This is a genomic window from Ramlibacter sp. bp-362 (assembly GCF_054956735.1).
In genome coordinates this window covers 26,259-50,015 of record NZ_JBUDXE010000020.1, presented here as the reverse complement: position 1 = coordinate 50,015, position 23,757 = coordinate 26,259, and the positions used below count along the sequence as shown (strand labels likewise).

General features: G+C 70.3%; 19 protein-coding genes. 14 read left to right on the top strand and 5 right to left on the bottom strand.

Annotation, left to right across the window (positions count from 1 at the left end):
- Window positions 1–115: 115 nt before the first annotated feature.
- From ACY0MJ_RS20405 to ACY0MJ_RS20390, 4 genes are all read right to left on the bottom strand, one after another.
- Window positions 116–577, bottom strand: coding sequence for a carboxymuconolactone decarboxylase family protein (locus ACY0MJ_RS20405; protein WP_462640380.1), 462 nt, complete (start codon window positions 575–577; stop codon window positions 116–118).
- Between the two features lie 80 nt (window positions 578–657).
- On the bottom strand, window positions 658–1,530 hold the full coding sequence (locus tag ACY0MJ_RS20400; RefSeq protein WP_462640379.1) for an RNA polymerase sigma-70 factor: 873 nt from the start codon (window positions 1,528–1,530) through the stop codon (window positions 658–660).
- A gap of 159 nt (window positions 1,531–1,689) precedes the next feature.
- A complete protein-coding gene (locus ACY0MJ_RS20395; protein ID WP_462640378.1) occupies window positions 1,690–2,913 on the bottom strand; it encodes an MFS transporter in 1,224 nt (407 codons plus the stop codon).
- Window positions 2,914–2,960: 47 nt separating this feature from the next.
- Window positions 2,961–3,986, bottom strand: a complete 1,026-nt coding sequence (locus ACY0MJ_RS20390; RefSeq protein ID WP_462640377.1) for an AraC family transcriptional regulator ligand-binding domain-containing protein — start codon at window positions 3,984–3,986, stop codon at window positions 2,961–2,963.
- Between the two features lie 79 nt (window positions 3,987–4,065).
- Here ACY0MJ_RS20390 and ACY0MJ_RS20385 point away from each other — a divergent pair, with 79 nt between their 5' ends.
- From ACY0MJ_RS20385 to ACY0MJ_RS20340, 10 genes are all read left to right on the top strand, one after another.
- Window positions 4,066–5,688, top strand: a complete 1,623-nt coding sequence (locus ACY0MJ_RS20385) for a carboxyl transferase domain-containing protein (RefSeq protein ID WP_462640376.1) — start codon at window positions 4,066–4,068, stop codon at window positions 5,686–5,688.
- A 4-nt stretch (window positions 5,689–5,692) separates the two neighbouring features.
- A complete protein-coding gene (locus tag ACY0MJ_RS20380) occupies window positions 5,693–6,829 on the top strand; it encodes an acyl-CoA dehydrogenase family protein (protein WP_462640375.1) in 1,137 nt (378 codons plus the stop codon).
- Between the two features lie 31 nt (window positions 6,830–6,860).
- The gene (locus ACY0MJ_RS20375; protein ID WP_462640374.1) at window positions 6,861–7,640 is read left to right on the top strand and encodes an enoyl-CoA hydratase/isomerase family protein; all 780 of its coding nucleotides are present in this window, start codon (window positions 6,861–6,863) and stop codon (window positions 7,638–7,640) included.
- 1 nt (window position 7,641) lies between these two features.
- Window positions 7,642–8,283, top strand: coding sequence for a DUF4126 domain-containing protein (locus ACY0MJ_RS20370; RefSeq protein WP_462640373.1), 642 nt, complete (start codon window positions 7,642–7,644; stop codon window positions 8,281–8,283).
- A complete protein-coding gene (locus tag ACY0MJ_RS20365; protein ID WP_462640372.1) occupies window positions 8,283–10,274 on the top strand; it encodes an acetyl/propionyl/methylcrotonyl-CoA carboxylase subunit alpha in 1,992 nt (663 codons plus the stop codon). Before ACY0MJ_RS20370 ends, ACY0MJ_RS20365 begins: the two co-directional genes overlap by 1 nt.
- A gap of 110 nt (window positions 10,275–10,384) precedes the next feature.
- Complete coding sequence (locus ACY0MJ_RS20360; protein ID WP_462640371.1) at window positions 10,385–11,305, top strand: 2-hydroxyacid dehydrogenase; 921 nt, start codon at window positions 10,385–10,387, stop codon at window positions 11,303–11,305.
- 4 nt (window positions 11,306–11,309) lie between these two features.
- Window positions 11,310–12,218, top strand: coding sequence for a hydroxymethylglutaryl-CoA lyase (locus tag ACY0MJ_RS20355; RefSeq protein ID WP_462640370.1), 909 nt, complete (start codon window positions 11,310–11,312; stop codon window positions 12,216–12,218).
- A gap of 2 nt (window positions 12,219–12,220) precedes the next feature.
- Window positions 12,221–12,724 (top strand): YbaK/EbsC family protein, encoded by a 504-nt coding sequence (locus tag ACY0MJ_RS20350; protein ID WP_462640369.1) that lies wholly within the window; start codon window positions 12,221–12,223, stop codon window positions 12,722–12,724.
- Entirely contained in the window at window positions 12,721–12,942 is a 222-nt protein-coding gene (locus ACY0MJ_RS20345; RefSeq protein ID WP_462640368.1) for a DUF1289 domain-containing protein, read from the top strand. Before ACY0MJ_RS20350 ends, ACY0MJ_RS20345 begins: the two co-directional genes overlap by 4 nt.
- On the top strand, window positions 12,939–13,580 hold the full coding sequence (locus ACY0MJ_RS20340) for a 2-hydroxychromene-2-carboxylate isomerase (RefSeq protein WP_462640367.1): 642 nt from the start codon (window positions 12,939–12,941) through the stop codon (window positions 13,578–13,580). The genes ACY0MJ_RS20345 and ACY0MJ_RS20340 overlap by 4 nt, the downstream gene beginning before the upstream one ends.
- A 107-nt stretch (window positions 13,581–13,687) precedes the next feature.
- Here ACY0MJ_RS20340 and ACY0MJ_RS20335 read toward each other — a convergent pair whose 3' ends face one another.
- Window positions 13,688–14,788: an ABC transporter substrate-binding protein gene (locus tag ACY0MJ_RS20335; protein WP_462640366.1), complete on the bottom strand. Its 1,101-nt coding sequence runs from the start codon at window positions 14,786–14,788 to the stop codon at window positions 13,688–13,690.
- 224 nt (window positions 14,789–15,012) lie between these two features.
- Here ACY0MJ_RS20335 and uvrA point away from each other — a divergent pair, with 224 nt between their 5' ends.
- From uvrA to ACY0MJ_RS20315, 4 genes are all read left to right on the top strand, one after another.
- Entirely contained in the window at window positions 15,013–20,883 is a 5,871-nt protein-coding gene (gene uvrA / locus ACY0MJ_RS20330) for an excinuclease ABC subunit UvrA (RefSeq protein WP_462640365.1), read from the top strand.
- A 121-nt stretch (window positions 20,884–21,004) separates the two neighbouring features.
- Window positions 21,005–22,051: a histone deacetylase family protein gene (locus tag ACY0MJ_RS20325; protein ID WP_462640364.1), complete on the top strand. Its 1,047-nt coding sequence runs from the start codon at window positions 21,005–21,007 to the stop codon at window positions 22,049–22,051.
- Between the two features lie 32 nt (window positions 22,052–22,083).
- Complete coding sequence (locus ACY0MJ_RS20320; protein ID WP_462640363.1) at window positions 22,084–22,626, top strand: hypothetical protein; 543 nt, start codon at window positions 22,084–22,086, stop codon at window positions 22,624–22,626.
- A gap of 100 nt (window positions 22,627–22,726) precedes the next feature.
- Entirely contained in the window at window positions 22,727–23,689 is a 963-nt protein-coding gene (locus ACY0MJ_RS20315; protein ID WP_462640362.1) for a tripartite tricarboxylate transporter substrate binding protein, read from the top strand.
- Window positions 23,690–23,757: the final 68 nt, after the last annotated feature.

Below are 23,757 nucleotides of genomic sequence, written 5' to 3'. Positions count from 1 at the left end.
CCCCTTGTGGCACGGCGCAGCCCGCTCGCGGGGCTGCCTGACCGTGGTCTTACCAAGGGTAGGCCACCGAGGCGTGGCTTGTCAACAGTGGATGTCCCGGGGAGACGCCCGCGCCTCAGCCCCCCGTGTACGGCGTTTCGGGCACCGGCATGTGGAAGCTCGCATTGAGCATGTTCCAGTTCCGGATCGCGCCGACGGAGAAGGTGAGGTCGGCGATCTGTTCGTCCGTCAGGTGGCCCTTCACGGCCTCGAAGTCGGCGTCGCTGGGCGTGCGGTGCGGCACGGCGTTCACCGCTTCGGCCCAGTTCAGCGCGGCGCGCTCGGCCTCGGAGAAGAAGCGCGTGGCCTCGCGCCAGCCGGCGACGGCGTTGACGTGGCGCGGGTCCATGCCCTGCTTCAGCAGGTCGGCCCAGTGCATGTCGATGCAGAAGGCGCAGCCGTTGATCTGGCTGATGCGCAGGTTCACCAGTTCCTTCAGGCGCTTGTCCAGCGAGCTGCCGGCGGCATGCGAGAACTGGCTGGCGGCGCGGGCGGCCTTGGGCGCGAGGGCGTGGTAGTTCAGTCGGGGTGCGGTCATCGTGGGCTCCATGTCATTGGAAGGTTGTGGGAATACCTCCTAGACGACGCGGGCCAGCCGCTTGTGACAGCCCGCGTGCGTCAGGCCTGGATGTTCGCGAGCTTGTCGGGGTTGCGCACCACGTAGATGGAGACGATGCGCTCGCCGTCGGTCACGACGGCCTGGGCCGATTCGAGCCGGCCGTCGATGTAGCGCAGGAGCCCCGGCTCGCCGTTGACGGTGGCGATGCGGTAGGTGATGCGCGGGCCGAACTTCAGCGCATGGGCCCAGTACAGGTTGGTGACCCGCTCCGCGCCGTGCATGCCGCCCGGCACCGAAGGCACCTTGCCGCCGCCGTCGCCGATGGTCTGTGCGTTCTCGGCCAGCAGCGCGCGGATCGCGTTGCGCTCGCCGCTGCGCGCCGCCTGCACGAACTTCTCCAGCAGGCGCAGGTGCGTTTCCGCCGGCACCTGGAAGCGCGGCCGCTCGGCGCGCACGCGCTCGCCCGCGCGATGCACGCTCTGCCGCACGGCGGCTTCGCTCTTGTCGAGGATCGCGGCGATCTCGTCATAGTCGTAGTCGAACACCTGCCGCAGCAGGAAGGCCGCGCGCTCCTCGGGCGCGAGGCGCTCCAGCATGTGCAGGAAGGCCACCGAGAGGTCGCCCGCGAGCTCCGCCGCCGATTCGGGTGTGCGCTCGTCCACTTCCACCAGCGGCTCGGGCAGCCACCAGCCGACGTAGGCCTCGCGCTCGGCCTTGGCGGCGCGCAGCCGGTCGATGGCCAGCCGCGTGGTCACGGTGACGAGCCACGCCTCGGCCGACTGCAGGCCGGCCGTGTCCGCGGCCTGCCACCGCAGCCAGGCCTCCTGCACCACGTCCTCCGCGTCCGCGCGCACGCCGAGCATGCGGTAGGCGATGCCGAAGAGCCGCGGGCGCAGGGATTGGAAGGTGTCGTGGGTGGCGGTGGCGGACATGGGGGCTCCGGTGGGGACGATCTCATCCCAAGACGGATGGATAGTGCAACTTGTGACACGCGGCTGGGCGACATCGCATGCTACGTCCAGCGCCAGGATCGGGCCTGCTCCCTCTCCCAGAGGGAGAGGGAGGAAGACCGGGTTGTGCCGCGCCGGCGCCTACGTCGGCTTCTTCGCCATCAGGAACAGCACCGACCCCGACCCCGCCACCAGCGCCAGCAGCGTGAAGCCCATGCGGTAGTTCCCCGTCGCGTCCGCGAACGCCCCCGCGATCAGCGGCCCGGCGACCTGGCCGATGGAGACCAGGATCCCGGACAGCCCCAGGATCATCCCGATCGCCTGCAGGCCGAAGTAGTCCGCCCGCAGCGCCTGCATGAAGGGCCCGCGCAGGCCCCAGGCCACGCCGTGGAAGATGGCGAAGCCGCCCAGCATCAGCGGGTGCACGGCCCACGTGAGCATCAGCAGGCCCACCATGTGCGACAGCATGCAGCCGGCGGCCACGTAGCGCTTGTTCCAGCGGTCGCCCATCGCGGCGCCGAGCAGCACGCCGCAGGCCTGCGAGAGCGTCATCAGCGTGATCACGAAGCCGGCCTGCGCGAGCGAGTAGCCCAGGCCTTCCTTGATGTGCGAGATCGCGTGCACGTTCACCGAGGTCACCACCAGCAGCGCGAACGCATGGCCCAGCCCCAGCAGCCAGAAGGCGCGCGTGCGCAGCGCTTCGCCCGCCGTGAACGAGCGTTCGGCCGGCGGCAGGCTGCCGCCCAGCGTGGGCTCGGGCGCCGGCGCGGGCGGCACGCCGTCGATGGTCTCGCCGATCTCGGCCGGGTTGCGCCGCACGACGCGCACGAGCGGCAGGCCGGCGACGAGCAGGATCAGCCCCGAGCAGAACGCCACCGGCCGCCAGCCGTAGTTCTGCATCGCCCAGCCCACCAGCGGGGCGGAGATGCCGCCGAAGGCGAGGCCCAGCCCCATGAGCGACAGCGCCCGCGCGCGCCGGCGCCGGAACCAGTGCACCAGGGTGACCGAGAAGGGAAAGTAGCCGCACAGGCTGCCGCCGATCACGATCAGCAGCACCGAGCCGTAGAAGCCGGGAAGCGAATCGAGCTGGCTGAAGCAGAAGAAGCCGAGCGACAGCACGAACACGCCGATCTGCATCATCGAGCGGGGCCCGAGGCGGTCCACCATCCAGCCGAGCGCCGGCCCCAGCACCGCGCCTTCCACCGACTGCAGCGCGGCGCCCGCGGCGAGCACCGTCTTGCTCCAGCCTTTCTGCTCCGACAGCACGGCGACGTAGGCGCCGAAGGCCTGCACCAGGAACGACGAAAGCAGGAACTGCATCGCCGCACCGGCGAGGGAGATGCGCCAGCCGTAGAAGATTTTCAAGAGCGGACCGCGGGGGAAAAACGCCCGCCAGTGTAGCGGCGGGGCGCTCAGCGCGCTTCGCGGAAGGCCGCCGGCGTCACGCCCGCCCATTGCCGGAAGGCGCGGCCGAAGCTCTTCTCGTTGCGGAAGCCCACGGCGGCGGCCACCTGCTTGAGCGGCCGGTCGGTGCGATAGAGCAGGTCGCGGGCGCGCTCCAGCCGCACTTCGTCCTTCAGCTGCTGCAGGCTGGCGCCTTCCTCCTTCAGCTGCCGGTGCAGCGTGCGGGCCGACACGTGCAGCAACTGCGCCAGCGCCTCGGCGCTGTGGCTGCGCTCCGGGTGCGCGGCCAGCGCCTGGCGCACCTGCGGCACCAGCAGGCGGTCGCGCCGGTACTGCAGCACGGTGATGGCGAGCGCCCGCTGCAGCATCTGCGCCAGCGCCTTCTCGTCGCGGCGCAGCGGCAGCTTCAGGTAGCGCGCGTCGAAGGCGATGCCGGCTGCGGGCGCGCCGAACTGCAGCGGACCGGGGAACATGTGGCGGTAGGCGTCGGCGTGCGGCGGCGCCGGGTAGGGGAAGCGCGCGCCCTGCAGCGGGATGCGCGAATCGACGTACCAGCAGGCGAGGCCGTGGATGTTGCGCAGGATGAAGGCGATGCCCAGCTCGCGCACCTCGGGCGGCAGCGGCATGTGCTCCTGCAGGCTGATGATGGCGCTGCTGCCCTCGACCTGCAGCGCGAGCTGCACGTCGTCGGTGAGCAGCCCGTGGTGGCGGCACCAGCGCTTGAGCGCCACTTCGAGGTCGGGCGCGGTGAGCGAGGCGCGGGCCAGCATGCCGTAGCTGCCCCAGGGCAGGCGGCGGCGGAAGGCGCCGAGGCCCTCGTCGTCCAGTTCCTGCATGGCGGCGGCCGAGAGGATCTCCATCTGGCGCGAGGTCATGCGCGCGTCCGGTTTCGCCAGTTGCGCTGGCGTGATCTGTGCCAGTTCCAGCGCCTGTTCGGGGCTGCGCCCGTGGCGCCGGTAGGCCGCCGCGATGGCTCGGGCGAAAGCCATGGGCGTGGCGGCGGCCGGGGTGGCGCTGCGGCGGGGCGCGGACATGGCGCCAAGTGTAGCTGGCTGGCAGGATTTGCAACTCGCCGGGCAAGCGCTGGGCGGAGGGAGTGGCTAAGCTCGCCCCATGACGATCCTGGAGACCCAGCTCAATCCCCGGTCCGCCGAGTTCCAGGCCAACGCGGCCGCGATGCAGGCGCTCGTGGAGGACCTGAGCGCGCAGGTGGCGCTGCACGCGGCCGGCGGCGGCGAGGCGGCGCGGCGCAAGCACGAGGCGCGCGGCAAGCTGCCGCCGCGCGAACGCGTGCAGTTGCTGCTCGACCCCGGCACGCCCTTCCTGGAGATCGCGCCGCTGGCCGCGCACGGCATGTACCTGGAAAAGGGCGGCACGATGGCCGCGCCTTGCGCCGGCATGATCGCGGGCATCGGCCGGGTGAGCGGCGTCGACTGCATGATCGTCTGCAACGACGCCACGGTGAAGGGCGGCACCTACTACCCGATGACGGTGAAGAAGCACCTGCGGGCCCAGGAGATCGCCGCGCAGAACCGGCTGCCCTGCATCTACCTCGTGGATTCCGGCGGCGCCAACCTGCCGAACCAGGACGAGGTGTTCCCCGACCGCGAGCACTTCGGCCGCATCTTCTACAACCAGGCCAACCTGTCGGCGCAGGGGATTGCGCAGATCGCGGTGGTGATGGGCTCGTGCACGGCGGGCGGCGCCTACGTGCCGGCGATGAGCGACGAGACGATCATCGTCAAGGAGCAGGGCACCATCTTCCTGGGCGGCCCGCCGCTGGTGAAGGCGGCCACCGGCGAGGTGGTGAGCGCCGAGGACCTGGGCGGCGGCGACGTGCACACGCGGCTCTCGGGCGTGGCCGACCACCTGGCGATGAACGACGCGCACGCGCTGGCGCTGGCGCGCCAGGCCGTGGCCACGCTCAACCGCGGCAAGGTGCCCCCGGTGGAACTGCGCAAGCCGGTCGCGCCGAAGTACGATGGCCGCGAGCTGTACGGCGTCATCCCGACGGACGCGCGCAAGCCCTTCGACGTGCGCGAGATCATCGCCCGCATCGTCGACGGCTCCGAGTTCCACGAGTTCAAGGCGCGGTACGGCACCACGCTGGTCTGCGGCTTCGCCCACCTCGAGGGCATGCCGGTGGGCATCATCGCCAACAACGGGATCCTGTTCTCCGAGTCGGCGCAGAAGGGCGCGCACTTCATCGAGCTGTGCTGCCAGCGCAAGGTGCCGCTGGTGTTCCTGCAGAACATCACCGGCTTCATGGTGGGCCGCAAGTACGAGAGCGAGGGCATCGCCCGCCACGGCGCCAAGCTGGTGACGGCGGTCGCCACGGCCAGCGTTCCCAAGTTCACGATCATCATCGGCGGCAGCTACGGCGCCGGCAACTACGGCATGTGCGGCCGCGCCTATTCGCCGCGCTTCCTGTGGATGTGGCCCAGCGCGCGCATCTGCGTGATGGGCGCCGAGCAGGCGGCCAGCGTGCTGGCGACCGTCAAGCGCGACGGGATCGAGTCGCGCGGCGGCCAGTGGAGCGCCGAGGAGGAGGCGGCGTTCAAGCAGCCGATCCTCGACCAGTTCGGCCGCCAGTCGCATCCCTATTACTCCAGCGCGCGCCTGTGGGACGACGGCGTGATCGACCCGGCCGACACCCGCCGCGTGCTGGCGCTGGGGCTCTCCGCGTCCATGAACGCGCCCATCGGCGAGCCGAAGTTCGGCGTCTTCAGGATGTAGCCCCATGCAGCATTCGATCTACGACACCCCCGAGCACGAGCTCCTGCGCGACCAGGTCGCGCGCTTCATCGCGCGCGAGGTCGAGCCGCACGCCGACCGCTGGGAAGAGCAGGGCTTCGTTCCCCGCGAGGTGCTGCGCCGCATGGGTGCGGCCGGGATGCTGGGCCTCATGTTCGAGCCGGAATACGGCGGCGGCGGCGCCGACGCGCTGACCAACCTGGTGTTCGCGGAAGCCTTGTCGCAGTCCACCTACGCCGGCTTCATCATCACGGTGCTGGTCCACACCGACATGGCCGGGCCGCACCTGCACCATGCCGGCAACGCGGCGCAGAAGGACAGGTATTTGCGCAAGGTCTGCGCGGGCGAAGCCATCACCGCCGTGGCCATCACCGAGCCGGGCGCCGGCTCCGACGTGGCGGGCATCCGCACGAGCGCGAAGCGCGATGGCGACCACTGGGTGCTGAACGGCACCAAGATGTTCATCACCAACGGCGTGCACGCCGACCTGTACTTCGTCGCGGCGAAGACCGGGCCGGGCAAGCGCGAGGTGTCGATGTTCATCGTCGAGAAGGGCACGCCCGGCTTCAGCGTCGGCCGCGCGCTCAAGAAGACGGGCTGGCTCTCCTCCGACACGGCCGAACTGGTGTTCGACAACGTGCGCATTCCCGCCGCCAACCTGCTGGGCGAGGAGGGCAAGGGCTTCTACTCGGTCATGAAGAACTTCCAGACCGAGCGGATCGCATTGGCCGCGATGGCCGTGGGCCACTGCCAGCAGGCGCTGAAGCACACGCTGGACCACGTGCGCCAGCGGCAGGCCTTCGGCGGGCCGCTGTGGGACCGGCAGGTGATCCGCCAGCGCCTGGCCATGCTCGACGCGAAGACGCGCGCCGCGCGCCAGTTCATGTACCACTGCGCCTGGCGCGTGACCCGGGGCGACGACATCGTGCAGGACGTGTCGATGCTCAAGGCGCTCACGGGCGAGCTGGTCAACGAGGTGGTGCAGGCCTGCCAGCAGTTCCACGGCGGCATGGGCTTCATCCGCGAGACCGCCGTCGAGCGGCTCTGGCGCGACGCCCGCGTGCTGGCCATCGGCGGCGGCGCCACCGAGGTCATGCTGGAAGAAGCGGCCAAGCGCTACTGAAGCGCGCAACGACACACAAGGAGACCATCGCATGCTGCAGCAATCCATCGCCGGGGGCGTCGCCACCGTCACGCTCGACCGGCCCGAAGTCCGCAACGCCTTCAACGACGAACTGATCGCGCGGCTCACGCTCGCATTCCACGAGCTCGGCGAGCGCGACGACGTGCGCTGCATCGTGCTGGCGGGCAACGGCCCGGCCTTCTGCGCGGGCGCCGACCTGAACTGGATGAAGCGCATCGCCAGCTACACGCGCGAGGAGAACATCGAGGACGCATCCAAGCTGGCCCGCCTGCTGGAGATCATCTTCCGCTGCCCCAAGCCGACGGTCGCGCGCGTCCACGGCGACGCCTATGCGGGCGGCACCGGGCTGGTGGCGGTCTGCGACATGGCGGTGGCGGCGGACACGGCGCAGTTCTGCCTGAGCGAAGTGCGGCTGGGCCTGATCCCCGCGACCATCAGCCCCTACGTGATCCGCGCCATGGGCGCTCGCGCCGCGCACCGCTGGTTCCTGACCGCGGAGCGCTTCAGCGCGGCGGAGGCGCTGCGCCTCGGCTTCGTGCACGAAGCGGTGCCGGCCGTCGACCTGGACACCCGGGTAGGCCTGCTCACGCAGGCGCTCGTGGGTGCCGGCCCGCAGGCGGTCAAGGCCTGCAAGAAGCTGCTGCACGACGTGGCGGGCCACGAGATCACGGCGGGCCTGGTGCGGCGCACGGTGGAAGGCATCGCCGACATCCGCGCCAGCGAGGAAGGCCGCGAAGGCATCCAGTCCTTCCTGGGCAAGCGCAAGCCGAACTGGTTGTCGGGAAGCTGAGATGCCGGAGTCGCTGGCCCACCTGCTCGACACGCCGCAGCTGCTGGCGCTGGCGGCGGCGCTCGGCTGGGCGAGCGGCTTCCGCCTCTATGCGGCGGTGTTCCTGGCGGGGCTGGCCGGCTGGCTGGGATGGGTGGAGCTGCCGCCGGGTCTGCACATCCTGCAGCATCCCGCGCTGCTGATCGCGAGCGGCTCGATGCTGCTGGCGGAGTTCTTCGCCGACAAGATCCCGCTGCTGGATTCCATGTGGGATGCGGTGCACACGTTCATCCGCATCCCGGCCGGCGCGGCGCTGGCCGCGGGCGCGCTGGGCGCCGACGGCGAGGCGATCACCTGGATCGCGGCGCTGGCGGGCGGCAGCCTCGCGGCGACCAGCCACGCGACCAAGATGACGACGCGCGCGGCCGTCAACCTCTCGCCCGAGCCCTTCTCCAACACGGCGGTGTCGCTGGCGGAGGACGGGCTCGTCGTGTTCATGCTGTGGCTGTCGGCCACGCATCCGGTGGCCTTCGCCATCGTCCTGGCGGTGAGCATCGTGCTCGCCGTGGTCCTGCTGGTCGTGCTCGTGAAGGTGCTGCGCACCGTCCTGCGCGGCCTCGGTCAATTTTTCAAGGGGCGGCCATGGCCGCGGGAGTTGGGCTGATGTTCCGCAAGATCCTCATTGCGAACCGGGGAGAGATCGCGTGCCGCGTGGCCGCGACGGCGCGCCGCATGGCGATCCGCACGGTGGCGGTGTATTCCGATGCCGACGCGCACGCGAAGCACGTGCAGGCCTGCGACGAGGCGGTGCACATCGGCGGCAGCGCGCCCAAGGACAGCTACCTGCGCTGGGAGCGGATCATCGAGGCCGCGAAGGCGACCGGCGCCGAGGCGATCCACCCGGGCTACGGCTTCCTGAGCGAGAACGAGGCCTTCGCCGCCGCCTGCGCGGAGGCCGGGCTGGTCTTCATCGGCCCGCCGCCTTCGGCGATCCAGGCCATGGGGCTCAAGGCCGAATCGAAGCAGCTGATGGAGAAGGCCGGCGTGCCGCTGGTGCCGGGCTACCACGGCGCCGCGCAGGATCCGGAGCTGCTGAAGCGCGAGGCCGACCGCATCGGCTACCCCGTGCTGATCAAGGCGAGCGCCGGCGGCGGCGGCAAGGGCATGCGGGCCGTGGAGAAGGCGTCGGACTTCGCCGCCGCGCTCGCGTCCTGCCAGCGCGAGGCGCGCAACAGCTTCGGGGACGAGGCCGTGCTGGTGGAGAAGTACGTCACCCGCCCGCGCCACATCGAGATCCAGGTGTTCGGCGACACCCAGGGCAACTACGTCTACCTGTTCGAGCGCGACTGCTCCGTGCAGCGGCGCCACCAGAAGGTGCTGGAGGAAGCGCCGGCGCCCGGCATGACCGAGGCGATGCGCAAGCGCATGGGCGAAGCCGCCGTCGCGGCCGCGCGTGCCGTGAACTACGTCGGCGCCGGCACGGTGGAGTTCATCGTGGAGCAGAAGGGCCGCGAGATGAACTTCTTCTTCATGGAGATGAACACGCGCCTGCAGGTGGAGCATCCGGTGACGGAGGCGATCACGGGCCTGGACCTGGTGGAGTGGCAGCTGCGCGTCGCCGCCGGCGAACCGCTGCCGCTCAAGCAGGAAGACCTGCGCATCCAGGGCCACGCGATCGAGGCGCGGATCTGCGCCGAGAACCCGGACAACAACTTCCTGCCCGCCACCGGCACGCTGCACGTCTATCGCAAGCCGCAGGCGACGGCCTTCACGCGCGGCGCGGTGCGGGTGGACGACGGCGTGCGCGAAGGCGACGCCATCTCGCCCTTCTACGACTCGATGATCGCCAAGCTGATCGTCCACGGCGCGACCCGCGAGGAAGCGCTGGCCCGCCTGGACGAGGCGCTCGCCGCCACGCACATCGTCGGCCTGAGCACCAACGTGCAGTTCCTGCGCCACGTGCTGCGCAGCCGCTCCTTCGCGAAGGCGGACCTGGACACGGCGCTGATCCAGCGCGAGGCCGAAGTGCTGTTCAACCAGCAGCCGGTGGGGCTGGAGCTCGCGGCTGCGGCCGCGGTGGCGAAGACGCTCGCCGACGAACAGGCGCTGGCGGGCGACGACCCCTTCAGCCGCCGCGACGGCTGGCGCTCGCACGGCGTGGCGCTGCGCCGCTTCGCGTTCGATTTCGGCGGCGAGCACACCCAGGCCGTCCTGGCCACGCTGCACGACGGCGCCCGGCAACTGGCGGTGAACGGCGCGGCGGCAGCGCCGCTTGCGTATCGCGTGGAAGGCGAGACGCTCGTGCTGCGCTTCGGCGAGCGCGAGGCGCGCGCCGTGGTGTACACGCTGGGCGAGACGGACCACGTGTTCACGCCGGCCGGCGCCGCGCAGATCACGTCGATCGACCTGCTGGCGCACGCGGGCGAGGGCGCGGCCGAAGGCGGGCGGCTCACGGCACCGATGCCGGGCAAGGTGGTGTCCTTCGCCGTGAAGGCCGGCGACAAGGTCAGCAAGGGCCAGGCGCTGGCGGTGATGGAGGCCATGAAGATGGAGCACACCATCGCCGCGCCGGCGGACGGGACGGTGGCGGAGCTGCTGTACGCGCCGGGGGACCAGGTGGCCGAGGGGGCGGAGCTGCTGAAGCTCGGCGCCTGAGAGTTGCTGGGGTTCGCTGCGCTCACCGCCAGCCTACGAGACCCGCCACGGCCCCGTAGGCTGGCGGTGAGCGCCAGCGAACCCCAGCATCCTTCCCGCACAATGGCAAGATGCGCCTCACCGTCTGCTGCACCGACACCAAGACCGCCCCCTGGATCGAAGGCCTGCGCGCCGGCCTGCCCGGCGCGGAGGTCGAGGATTGGCGCCCCGGCGCCGCGCCGGCGGACCACGCCGTCGTGTGGGCGCCGCCGCAGCAGTTCCTGGACGAACAGCCGCAGCTGAAGGGCATCTTCAACATCGGCGCCGGCGTGGACGCGCTGATGAAGCTGCGCCTGCCGCCGAACGCGCTGGTCGTGCGACTGGACGACGCCGGCATGTCGGTGCAGATGGCGGAGTTCGTCTGCCATGCGGTGATCCGGCACTTCCGCGAGCTCGATGCCTACGAGCGCGAGGCCGCGGCCGGACGCTGGGCCTTCCGCAAGCCGCGCTCTCGCGCCGAGTTCCCCGTCGGCGTGCTGGGCCTGGGCGTGCTGGGGCAGCGGGTCGCGCAGGCGCTGGCCGGCTTCGAGTTCCCGGTGCGCGGCTGGAGCCGCAGCGCCAAGGACCTGCCCGGCGTGCAGTGCTTCGCCGGCGAGGCGCAGTTCGCCGAATTCCTGGCCGGCACGCGCGTGCTGGTCAACCTGCTGCCGCTGACGCCGGAGACCGAGAACCTCCTGGACCGGCGCACGCTGTCGCAGCTGCAGCCGGGCGGCTACCTGGTCAACGTGGCGCGCGGCGCGCACCTGGTCGACGAGGACCTGCTGGCCCTGCTGGACAGCGGCCATCTGGCCGGGGCGGCGCTGGACGTGTTCCGCAGCGAGCCGCTGCCGGCGGAGCATCCCTTCTGGCGGCACCCGAAGATCACGGTGACGCCGCACACCTCGGCGCGAACCCTGCGCGACGAGAGCATCGCGCAGATCGTGCGCAAGATCCGCGCGCTGGAGCGGGGAGAACCCATCGCCGGCGTGGTCGACCGGCAGAGAGGATACTGACGCCATGAAATACCCCAGCAAGGTCAAGCTCGTCGACGTGGGCCCGCGCGACGGCCTGCAGAACGAGAAGGAGCCGGTGCCCGCCGAAGTGAAGGTGGAACTGGTGCACCGGCTGCAGGACGCGGGCCTCACCGAGATCGAGGTCACCAGCTTCGTCTCGCCCAAGTGGGTGCCGCAGATGGCCGACGCCGCGCAGGTGATGGCGGGCATCCGCCGCAAGCCGGGCGTGCGCTACTCGGTGCTCACGCCCAACATGAAGGGCTTCGAGGGCGCCCTCGCGGCCGGGGCGGACGAGATCGTCGTGTTCGGCGCGGCCAGCGAGGCCTTCAGCCAGCGCAACATCAACTGCTCCATCGCCGAGAGCATCGAGCGCTTCGCGCCCGTGGTGGAGGCGGCGCGCGCGAAGGGCATCCACGTGCGCGGCGCGATCTCGGTCGCGGTCGGCTGCCCGTACCAGGGCGAGGTGAAGCCCGAGGACGTGGAGCTGGTCGCCCGGCTGATGAAGCAGATCGGCGTGCAGCACTGCGGCGTGGCGGACACCATCGGCGTCGGCACGCCGCGCAAGGTGCAGGCCGCGATGGAAGCGGCGCTGAAGCACTATGCGATCGACGACGTCTCCGGCCACTTCCACGACACCTACGGCCAGGCGCTCGCCAACACGCTGGCCTGCCTGGACATGGGCATCTGGCAGTTCGACGCCTCGGTGGCGGGCCTGGGCGGCTGCCCCTATGCCAAGGGCGCGACGGGCAACGTGGCGACCGAGGACGTGGTGTTCATGCTGCGCGGCATGGACATAGCCACCGGCATCGACCTCGACAAGTTGATCGACGCCGGCAAGTACATCAGCGACTACCTGGGCCGCAAGCCCAACTCGCGCGCCGCCACGGCCATCCTGACCAAGCGGGCGGCCTAGTCATGTGCGGTTCCGAACTCCACTCCCTCCCCGACGGCGTGCAGCGCGTGGCCCGCGCCTTGCAGGACGCGGGCCATCCGCATGCGCCCGTGATGCTGGACGACGCCGCGCGCACGGCGCAGCAGGCGGCCGACGCGCTGGGCATCGCCGTGGGCCAGATCGCCAAGAGCATCATCTTCCGGCGCAAGGCGGACGACGCCGCGGTGCTGGTGATCACCTCGGGCGACCGGCGCGTGGACGAGAAGAAGGTCGACGCGCTGGTTGGCAAGACCGGCCGCGCCGACGCCGACTTCGTCAAGAGCCGCACCGGCTTCTCCATCGGCGGCGTGTCGCCGATCGCGCACGCGCAGCCGCCGGTGACGCTGATCGACCGCGAGCTGTTCCGCTTCGCCGAGATCTGGGCCGCCGCGGGCCATCCGCACGGCGTGTTCAAGCTGCGGCCGCAGGACCTGGAGCGCCTGACCGGCGCGCCGGTGGCCGACGTGGTGCAGCCGCCGGCGGCATGAATTCCGCGCGCGAGCTGCTGCTGGAAAGGGCGCGCGCGCTCGACCCCGCCGAGCCGGTGCCTTCGCCCTGCATCTCGGTCTGCCGCATGGACCCGGCGACGGGCCTGTGCGAAGGCTGCTTCCGCACGCTGGACGAGGTCGCGGGCTGGGGCCTCGCCTCCGACGAGGAGAAGCGGGCCGTGTGGCGACTGCTGGCCGAAAGGGCGCGCGCATCATGAAGCACATCACCTTCCATTTCGATTTCATCTCGCCCTACGCGTACCTGGCGTTCGAGCGCCTGCCCGAGGCGCTGAAGGGACTGAGCTACGAAGTCGACTACCGCCCGGTGCTGTTCGCCGGCTTCCTGAAACACCACGGCCAGCTCGGCCCGGCGGAGATCGCACCCAAGCGCGACTGGACGTACCGGCAGGTGCTGTGGCTCGCGCACGCCGCGGGGATTCCCATGCAGATGCCTGCGGCGCATCCGTTCAATCCGCTGGGTCTGCTGCGGCTGGCGCTGGCTTGCGGACGGGACGGGCTGGTGAACCGCTACGTCGCGGAGACGGTGTTCCGGCACGTGTGGCGTGGCGGGGCGGATGCGGCGGACGCGAAGCGGCTGGAGGAATTGCGCGCGCTGCTGCAGCCCCAGCGGGATCCCTCCGGGGAGGAAGTGAAGGCCGAATTGAAGGCCAACACCGACGCGGCGATCGCGCGCGGCTTGTTCGGGGTGCCGACCTGCGAGGTGGACGGGAAGCTGTTCTGGGGGTACGACGGGCTTGCGATGCTGCGCGGCTACCTGGAAGGCGACCCGTGGTTCACGTCCGGGGCGTGGGAGAAGGCGGCTGCGCTGCCGGCGGGGCAGACGCGGAGGGGGTAGGCGCGCGGAGATGGATTGCGGCTCAAGGCCGCAATGACAAGTCCTCTCCTTGTGGTCTAAAAGAGCTTGTCATCCCGGGCTCGACCCGGGATCCATGCCCCCCGACCTCAGCGCTTGAACTTCCCGTCCGCCCCGATGATCGACAGGTCCGCGAAGTCCAGTCCCGTGTGGTCGTCCGGGCCGTAGCTGACTTCCAGTCCGCCGATGTCGAATTTCTTGATGCCTTCCAGCGCCGCGAGCAGTTTCGCGCGCGTCGGGTTCGGGCCGGCGCGGCGCAGGCCTTCCACCAGGACCTTGGCGGCGGCGAAGCCTTCCAGCATCGCGGGGCTCAGTTCCATGTTCTTTTCCTTGGCCAGGACCATGCCCTCCTTGACCAGGCCATAGGCGATCGAGCGCTCCGAAGGGAACACCTGCGTGACGATCACGCCGCGGGCGTCCTTGCCCAGGCTCTTCACGAAGCCGGACGAGGCGTTGTTGGACAGCGTGACCACCTGGGCCGCCGAGCCGGCCGCGCGCAGCGCCTTGATGCCTTCGGCCACGGCGTTGCCCGAGCCGATCCAAACCACGGCCTGCGACTCCTTGCCCGTGATGCCGGAGATGATCGCCGGGTAGTCCGGCTTCAGGCGGTGCGCCTTGATCACCACCACCGGCTCCATCCTGGCCTTGGCGAAGCCGTTGTGGGCGCCCTGCAGGCCGTCGGTGCCGAAGGAGTCGTCCGCGTACACCACGGCGATGCGCGTGATGCCCAGCGTGTGCAGGTGCGTCACCGCCTTCTCGGCCTCGCGCTGGTAGGTCGCGCGCACGTTGAAGATGTTCTTCTGCACCGGCTTGCGCAGCGACATCGCGCCCGTGGAAGGCGCGATCAGCGCCACGCCGTTGGCGTCCAGCAGCGGGATGATGGCCTCGCTGTGCGGCGTGCCGCGATTGAGGAACAGCGCCAGCACGTTCTTCTGCTCCACCAGCACCTTGGCGTTGGCCGCGGCCAGCTTCGGGTCGAACTTGTCGTCCAGGGAGAGCAGCTCGATCTTCTGGCCGTGCACGCCGCCCTTGGCGTTCACGTGGTCGATCCAGAGCTTGGCGCCGTCGGTGGTCTCCTTCACCCCCGTGGCGACGATGCCGGTGATGCCGGCCGTCTGGCCGATGACGATCTGCGAGAGGGCCCAGGCGGGCGCGAGGGCGGCGAGCACCGCCACGATGGCTTTCTTCACGATCCACTCCTCAACGTGCGCGTGTCCGCGCCTCTGCGCGAGTGTAGTGAGGCGCGCGTGATTGTTGAAGTTTGTTACACCCATTCGTGACGGAAAACACGCACTCGCTTTTCCGGATGGCGCTCCCCGGCATGGCCGCGGTACCACAAGGGTATGCAGGCGCCCCGCCGGCGCGCGGGGCACCCCCTCCCTAGAATGTCGGGCCTCGTTTGAAAAGAGCCTCCATGTCCCAGGGATCGATCCGCATCCGCGGCGCCAGACAGCACAACCTCAAGAACCTCGACCTCGACCTGCACACCGGCGAGCTGACGGTGGTGACCGGTCCCAGCGGATCCGGCAAGTCCAGCCTGGTGTTCGACACCCTCTACGCCGAGGGCCAGCGCCGCTATGTCGAGACCTTCTCGGCCTACGCCCGCCAGTTCCTGGACCGCATGGACAAGCCCGCGGTCGACCGGGTCGAAGGCGTGCCGCCCGCGATCGCGATCGACCAGACCAACCCGGTGCGATCCTCGCGCTCCACGGTCGGCACGATGACCGAGCTGAACGACCACCTGAAGCTGCTGTTCGCCCGGGCCGCGCAGCTGTTCGACCGGCAGACGGCGCTGCAGGTGCGGCACGACTCGCCCGAGACGATCTACGAGCAGCTGATGGAACGCACGAAGGAAGGCGATCCGCGGCTGGTGGTGACCTTCCCGGTGGAACTGCCCGCGGGCACGACGCCCGAGGAAGTGGAGCAGTGGCTGGCGGCCAGCGGCTTCACCCGCGTGCAGGCCGAACGCGAGGTGGCCACGCCCACGGGCCCGCGCAAGGTGCTGGACGTGGTGGCCGACCGCTTCCGGATCCAGGGCGTGGAAAAGGTCCGCGCGATCGAGGCGATCGAGGTGGCGCTCAAGCGCGGCAGCGGCCGGCTGGCGGTGTATGTCGGCGAGGGCGAGGAGGTGTGGAAGTTCTCCACCGGCCTGCACTGCCCCGACTCCGACATCCGCTACGGCGATCCGGTGCCGTCGATGTTCTCGTTCAACTCGCCGGTGGGCGCCTGCGAGACCTGCCGCGGCTTCGGCCGCGTGATCGGCGTCGACTACGGCCTGGTCATCCCCAACGACAAGCTCACGCTGCGCGCCGGCGCGGTGAAGACCTTCCAGACGCCCGCCTGGAAGGAATGCCAGGACGACATGATGCGGCACGCCGAATCCGCCGGCATCCCGCGCGACACGCCCTGGTACAAGCTCACGCCCGAACAGAAGCACTGGGTCATCCACGGCGCCCCGAACTACCGCGAGGGCAACTGGAACCGCCAGTGGTATGGCGTGAAGCGCTTCTTCGAATACCTGGAGAGCAAGGCGTACAAGATGCACATCCGCGTGCTCTTGTCCAAGTACCGCAGCTACACGCCCTGCGAGACCTGCGGCGGCGCCCGCCTGAAGCTCGAGTCGCTGCTGTGGCGCCTGGGCAGCAAGGAAGACGCGGACGCCGTGCTGGAGCCGTCGCAGCGCTTCCTGCCCGTCGGCGTGCAGTGGACGCGCGAGCAGCTGGAGGCGCTGCCGGGCCTGTGCCTGCACGACCTGATGCTGATGCCCATTGACCGGCTGCGCCGCTTCTTCGACCGCGTCGAGCCCGCGGCGGAAGCGCACGCCGGCACCGGCGAGCTGCAGGCGCTGAAGCTGCTGTTCGAGGAGATCACCACGCGCCTGAAGTACCTGGTGGACGTGGGCATCGGCTACCTCACGCTGGACCGCCAGAGCCGCACGCTCTCCGGCGGCGAGGTGCAGCGGATCAACCTCACCACGGCGCTCGGCACCTCGCTGGTCAACACGCTGTTCGTGCTCGACGAGCCCAGCATCGGCCTGCACCCGCGCGACATGAACCGCATCACCCAGGCCATGCATCGCCTGCGCGATGCCGGCAACACGCTGGTGGTGGTGGAACACGACCCGGCCGTGATGGTCGCGGCCGACCGCATCATCGACATGGGCCCGGGCCCCGGCGAGCGCGGCGGCCAGATCGTCTTCGACGGCACGACGGCGGACCTGCGCAGCGCCGACACGCTCACCGGCGCCTACCTCGGCGCGCGCAAGCACGTGGGCATGGGGCTCAAGCGCGCCGTCACCGAATCGACGCCGCGCCTGGTGCTGGAAGGCGCGCGCGAGCACAACCTGCGGGACCTGTCGGTCGAGTTCCCGCTGCAGCGCCTGGTGGTCGTGACCGGCGTGTCCGGCTCCGGCAAGTCCAGCCTGATCCAGGACATCCTGGCGCCCGCGCTGCTGCGCCACTTCGGCCGCAGCACCGAGACGCCCGGCGCGCACGACCGCCTGCTGGGCGCCGACCACCTCTCCGACGTCGTCTTCGTCGACCAGTCGCCGATCGGCAAGACGGCGCGCTCCAATCCGGTCAGCTACGTCGGCGCCTGGGACTGCATCCGCGAGATCTTCGCCAACGCGCCGCTCGCGAAGCAGCGCGGCTACACCGCCGCCAAGTTCTCCTTCAACTCCGGCGACGGCCGCTGCCCCACCTGCGGCGGCTCCGGCTACGAGCACGTCGAGATGCAGTTCCTCTCCGACGTCTACCTGCGCTGCCCCGATTGCGACGGCAAGCGCTACCGGCCGGAGATCCTGGAAGTCTCCATCGAACGCAAATTGGGGTCAGATTCCAATTTCCGTACGCTGAATGTCGCCGACGTGCTGGAACTGACGGTGAGCGAGGCCGCGGCGCTGTTCGCCAACGACCGCGACGTGATCCGTTCGCTGCAGCCGATCGTGGACGTCGGCCTGGAGTACGTGAAGCTGGGCCAGCCGGTGCCGACGCTCTCCGGCGGCGAGTCGCAGCGCCTGAAGCTTGCCGGCTTCCTGGCCGAGGCGGCGCGCACGTCGACGCACACGCGCCAGGGCGTCGCGAAAAAGGGCACGCTGTTCCTGTTCGACGAGCCGACCACCGGCCTGCACTTCGACGACATCGCCAAGCTGATGCGGGCGCTGCGCAAGCTGCTCGAAGGCGGCAACTCGCTGATCGTGATCGAGCACAACCTCGACGTGATCCGCGCGGCCGACTGGCTGATCGACCTGGGCCCGGAAGGCGGCGACGGCGGCGGCCTCCTGGTCGCCGAAGGCCCGCCCGAGGAAGTGAAGCTGCATCCCACCTCGCACACGGCGAAGGCCTTGCGCGAGTACGACGGCACCCTCGGCGTCGCCGAGTCCCTGCCCGACTCCCTCTCCCGCGAGCGGGAGAGGGCAGGGGTGAGGGCCGCCGCCAGGCCGAACGCCATCCAGATCGTCAACGCGAAGGAACACAACCTCAAGAACCTCTCCGTCGACATCCCGCACAACAAGTTCAGCGTGATCACCGGGGTGTCGGGCTCGGGCAAGTCCACGCTCGCCTTCGACATCCTGTTCAACGAAGGCCAGCGGCGCTACCTGGAATCGCTCAACGCCTATGCGCGTTCGATCGTGCAGCCGGCGGGCCGTCCCGAGGTCGACGCGGTGTACGGCATCCCGCCGACGGTCGCCATCGAACAGCGCCTTTCGCGCGGCGGCCGCAAGTCCACGGTGGGCACGACCACCGAGGTCTGGCACTTCCTGCGCCTGCTGTACGTGAAGCTGGGCGTGCAGCACTGCGTGAACGACGGCGCCGAGGTCCGCCCGCAGACGCCCGACAGCATCGTCGCCCAGGTGATGAAGCGCTACCGCGGCCAGCACGTCGGCGTGCTGGCGCCGCTGGTGGTGAACCGCAAGGGCGTGTACACCGAGCTCGCCGACTGGGCGCGCCCGCGCGGCTACACGCACCTGCGCGTGGACGGCAACTTCCTGCCGACCACGGGCTTCCCGCGCATCGACCGCTTCAAGGAGCACACGATCGAGCTGCCGGTGTGCGACCTCGACGTGACGCCCGCGAACGAAGCCCTGCTGCGCGAGAAGCTCGCCGTGGCGCTGGAGCACGGCAAGGGCGTGGTCCACGTCCTGGCGCCGCTGGACGGATTGCGCACGGCCTTCAGCCAGGGCGTCGCCAAGCACGACGGCATCGGCCAGGTCGAGGTGTTCTCCACCCTGCGCGCCTGCCCCGAGTGCGGCACCAGCTATCCCGAGCTGGATCCGCGCCTGTTCTCCTACAACAGCAAGCACGGCTGGTGTCCCGACTGCGTGGGCACCGGCGTGCGCCTCACGCGCGAGCAGCGCAAGGCGCTGGACGACACCGTGCTGGCCGGCGAGGAGAAAGGCCGCGAGCAGACCTTCGCCGAAGCCGAAGTGGAGGACGTCTCCGACGAGGCCTGCCCCACCTGCCAGGGCACGCGCCTCAATCCGCAGGCGCGCGCCGTGCGCTTCGACGCCACGGCCATCTCCGACATCGCGGCGCTGTCCGTGCGCGACGTCCGCCGCTGGGTCGAGAGCCTGCAGCAGCGCGACGTGCTGAGCGCGCGCGAGCAGGGCATCGCGCGCGACCTGATTCCCGAGATCAAGTCGCGGCTGGAATTCCTGGAGGAAGTCGGCCTGGGCTACCTCACGCTGGACCGCGGCGCGCCGACGCTTTCGGGCGGCGAGGCGCAGCGCATCCGGCTGGCCGCGCAGCTCGGTTCCAACCTGCAGGGCGTCTGCTACGTGCTGGACGAGCCCACCATCGGCCTGCACGCGCGCGACAACCAGATCCTGCTGGACGCGCTGCACAAGCTGGGCGACAAGGGCAACACGCTGGTGGTGGTGGAGCACGACGAGGACACGATCCGCCGCGCCGACCACATCATCGACATCGGCCCCAGCGCCGGCAAGCGCGGCGGCCGCGTGGTCGCGCAGGGCACGGCGGAGGAAGTGACGCAGGAAGACGGCTCGCTGACGGGCCGCTACCTGCTGCACGCGATGAAGCACCCGCTGAAGCCGCGCCGTGAAGTGGATTTCACGAAGCCGGTGGGCGTGCCCGTCGCCGAAGTGGCCACGCCCGCCATCAAGCCGAAGAAGCCGCGCTCGCTGCTCGCCCAGATCGCTTCCGCGCTCCCCACGTCGGTGGGCGAAAGCGGGGGCACCCCCTTCCTGAAGCTCCGCGGCGCCGACCTCCACAACCTCGATGACTTGGATGTCGACGTGCCCCTGAAGCGCCTGGTCGTCGTCACCGGCGTCTCGGGCTCCGGCAAGTCCACGCTGGCCCGCGACGTGCTGCTGGCCAACGTGCAGGCGGCCGTGCAGCAGCGCTCCACCAAGGCCGGCCGCGACGCCGACGCCGCCGGCAAGCACCCGAAGTGGGTGGGCTGCAAGTCGCTGTCCGGCTACGAGTCGATCGACCGCGTGCTGGAAGTGGACCAGACGCCCATCGGCAAGACGCCCCGTTCCTGCCCGGCCACCTACATCGGCTTCTGGGACACGATCCGCAAGCTGTTCGCCGACACGCTGGAGGCGCGTGCCCGCGGCTACGGCCCGGGCCGCTTCTCGTTCAACACGGGCGAGGGCCGCTGTCCGCTGTGCGAAGGCCAGGGCGTGCGCACCATCGCGATGAGCTTCCTGCCGGACGTGAAGGTGCCCTGCGAGGCCTGCCACGGCGCCCGCTTCAACCCGGAGACGCTGGCCGTCACCTGGCGCGGCAAGAACATCGGCGACGTGCTGCGCATGGAAGTGGACGAGGCGGTGGAGTTCTTCGCGTCCATGCCCAACATCAGCCACCCGCTGCAGCTGCTGCGCGACGTGGGGCTCGGCTACCTGACGCTGGGCCAGCCTTCGCCCACGCTTTCGGGCGGCGAGGCGCAGCGGATCAAGCTGGTGACCGAGCTGTCGAAGGTGCGCGACGACGTCACGCGCCGCGGCCAGAAGGCACCGCACACCTTGTACGTGCTGGACGAACCGACCGTGGGCCTGCACATGGCGGACGTGGAAAAGCTGATCCGCGTGCTGCACCGCCTGGTGGACGGCGGCCACAGCGTGGTGGTGATCGAGCACGACCTCGACGTGATCGCCGAAGCCGACTGGATCATCGACCTCGGCCCCGACGGCGGCTCCGCCGGCGGCAGGATCGTCGCCGCCGCGCCGCCGGAGGCGGTGGTGGCGAAGGGCACGCACACGGGGAAGGTGCTGGCGCCGGTGCTGGCGCGAGGCGAAGGCGAGACCGTGCCCCTGCGGGCCTGAGCCGGAAGAAGACTTGTCATCCCGGGCTCGACCCGGGATCCACGGTTGCGTGTCGACACGCCGCCAATGGATTGCGGCTCAAGGCCGCAATGACATGTCTCCAAGATGCCATCATCCCCCCATGCGCACCTTCTTCAACGCCCGCCACGCCCTCCACCACGGCCGCCACGAGATGTTCCGCGGGCAGCTGGTGCCCTGTTTCGAGGTGCCGGCGCGCGCGGACTTCGTGTTGCAGGAGCTGCGCGCCCGCGCCCTCGGCGAGATCGTCGAAGCGCCTGAAGTCGACCTCGCGCCGCTCCAGCGCGTCCACGCCCCCCGCTACCTCGATTTCCTCTCCACCGCCTGGGACGAGTGGATCGCCATCGACCCAGCCAATGCGGAGCGGGACGCGCTGCCTTCCTATTGGCCGATCCGCACCTTCCGCAGCGACGTCCTGCCGGCGAGCTTCCCCGCCCGCATGGGCCTGTTCTCCTTCGATGCCGGCTCGCCGATCACGGCGGGCACCTGGCAGGCGGCGCGCCAGGGCGGCGCCTGCGCCGTCGCCGGCGCGCGCCACCTGCTGCAAGGGCAGCGCAGCGCCTTCGTCCTCACCCGCCCGCCCGGCCACCACGCCGGCCCCGACTTCTTCGGCGGCTACTGCTTCGTCAACAACGCCGCCGTGGCCGCCCAGTGCCTGCGCGACGGCGGCGTGGAGAAGGTCGCGATCCTCGACATCGACTTCCACCACGGCAACGGCACGCAGGCGATCTTCCACGACCGCCCGGACGTGTTCTTCGCCAGCGTCCACGGCGACCCGCACACCGAGTACCCCTACTACCTGGGCTACGCCGACGAGCGCGGCGCCGGCGCCGGCCTCGACTGCAACCTGAACCTCCCGCTGCCGCGCGGCACCGGCTTCGCCCGCTGGCGCGAGGCGCTGGCCCATGCCCTGCAGCGCATCGCCGCCTTCGGCGCCGGCGCCCTCGTGGTGTCGCTGGGCGTCGACACCTTCGAGGGCGACCCCATCGCCGGCTTCGGCCTGCGCAGCGACGACTACCTGCGCGTCGGCGAGGACATCGCGGCGGCCGGCCTGCCCACGCTGTTCGTGTTCGAAGGCGGCTACGCCGTGAAGGAAGTCGGCATCAACGCGGTGAACGTGCTGCAAGGCTTCGAACAGCGCGGCGCCTGAATTAGGATCGCGGCATCACTCCGGGATTCGCCATGCATTCTGTGGTCCGCTCCCTGCTCGCGCCGGCGCTGTGCGCCAGCTTCCTGGCCGCCTGCGGCGGCGGCATCAGCATCGGCTTCGGCGATGACGACTTCGACCCCGACTTCGGCGAGCTCGATCCCTACCCAAGCGGCCGCAGCGCCACCCTCACAGTGAGCGAGGCGAATCCCTCGCCCCTGGACGGCACCTACCGCTCCACCAACGTGATGCTGGGCGACGTGCTGTTCTTCTTCGCCACCAGCCGCGACCCCGAGACCTGCCGCTTCCGCTTCGACGGCCTGATCCAGTCGCCCGGCGACAGGCGCATGGACGGCGAGATCCGCTACCTGCCCGGCACCAGCGAGCTGCGCACCACCTTCGTCTTCATCGACGGCATCGAATACCGCCTCGACGGAAGCGCCGGCGCCTCCGTGGACCGCGACACGGGCCGCGTGCGCTACACCGGCGCCGTGCTGCGGACGCCCGGCAGCACCGTGCAGCAGCTCACGCTCGACGGCACGCTGCAGATGCGCGGCTCGCGCCCCAGCGGCTGCTGACGCTGTCGCCTGCGTTACTCCTGCCGGGTTCCGCCCGATGGCCGCGTGCCGATGCCCGGGCTTCAATGCGGCCTTTGTCCCGCAACCCACAGGAGTCCCGATGCTTCGCCGTCACTTCGTCCAGCTCGCCGCCGCCACCCTCGCGGCGGCCGGCATGGGCGCCCATGCCGAGTCCTTCCCCGCCAAGCCGATCCGGCTGGTGATCGCCTTCCCGGCGGGAGGGCCCACCGACATCACCATGCGCCAGCTCGCCGAGAACGCCGGCAAGATCCTGGGCCAGCCGGTGATCGTCGAGAACAAGCCGGGCGCCGGCGGCACGCTGCCCGCGCAGCTGCTGCAGACCACGCCGGCCGACGGCTACACCGTGGCGCAGATCCCGCTGGGCGTGTTCCGCCTGCCGTACACGACGAAGATCAGCTGGGATCCGGTCAAGGACATCAGCTACGTCATCAACGTCACCGGCTACGCCTTCGGCATCGTGGTGCCGGCCGACAGCCCGCTCAAGGACTGGAAGGACTTCGTCGCCTACGCGAAGGCGAACCCCGGCAAGCTGAGCTACGGCTCCACCGGCACGCTCACCAGCCCGCACCTCACCACCGAACTGGTGGCGCAGAAGCTGGGCATCCAGCTGAACCACATCCCGTACAAGGGCAGCGCCGACCTCGCCCTCGCCATCACGGGCGGGCACATCATGGCGGCCGCCGATTCCACCGGCTTCGCGCCGCTGGTGCAGGCCGGCAAGATCCGCGTGCTGAACACCTGGGGCGAGAAGCGCCTGGAGAAATTCCCCGACGTGCCCACGCTGAAGGAACTGGGCGTGGACGTGGTGCAGAACTCGCCCTTCGGCATCGGCGCGCCGCGCGGCACGCCGCCGGAGGTGGTGAAGAAGCTGCACGACGCCTTCAAGAAGGCGATGGAGGAACCCAGCTACGTGCAGGCGCTGGCCCGCTACGACATGCTGCCGATCTACATGGATTCGGCGCAGTACACCCGCTTCGCGCAGGAGACCTTCCGCAGCGAGAAGGCGCTGGTGGAGAAGCTGGGCCTGGCCAAGGCCAACTGAGCGTAGTCGGATTCCGACGCCGCAAGGCGCGCCGGCGGCCAGCGCGGCCGCCGGCAGCTTGGCAGGAT